The organism is Staphylococcus sp. HMSC34G04 (assembly GCF_001838765.1).
GTDB classification, from domain to species: domain Bacteria; phylum Bacillota; class Bacilli; order Staphylococcales; family Staphylococcaceae; genus Staphylococcus; species Staphylococcus epidermidis.
On the sequence record NZ_KV838762.1, the window covers coordinates 1 to 309 of the forward strand.

3 tRNA genes are annotated in these 309 nt (G+C 55.7%); all 3 read left to right on the top strand.

Annotated elements, in window-relative coordinates:
- Positions 1-43 precede the first annotated feature (43 nt).
- The 3 genes from HMPREF3241_RS10520 (at position 44) to HMPREF3241_RS10530 (ending at position 304) form a co-directional block, all read left to right on the top strand.
- Positions 44-126: transfer RNA gene (locus HMPREF3241_RS10520), tRNA-Leu, on the top strand.
- 3 nt (positions 127-129) lie between these two features.
- A tRNA-Gly gene (locus HMPREF3241_RS10525) sits at positions 130-204 on the top strand.
- 11 nt (positions 205-215) lie between these two features.
- A tRNA-Leu gene (locus tag HMPREF3241_RS10530) sits at positions 216-304 on the top strand.
- Positions 305-309: the final 5 nt, after the last annotated feature.

Sequence of the window (309 nt, forward strand, 5' to 3'; positions counted from 1 at the left end):
GAGGGTCAGAGGTTCGAATCCTCTATGGCTCACCATTTAAATAGCGGGTGTGGCGGAATTGGCAGACGCACTAGACTTAGGATCTAGCGCCTTTACGGCGTGGGGGTTCGACTCCCTTCACCCGCATTTGCGGAAGTAGTTCAGTGGTAGAACACCACCTTGCCAAGGTGGGGGTCGCGGGTTCGAATCCCGTCTTCCGCTCCATTAACAATATTGCCGGGGTGGCGGAACTGGCAGACGCACAGGACTTAAAATCCTGCGGTGAGAGATCACCGTACCGGTTCGATTCCGGTCCTCGGCACCATCTTT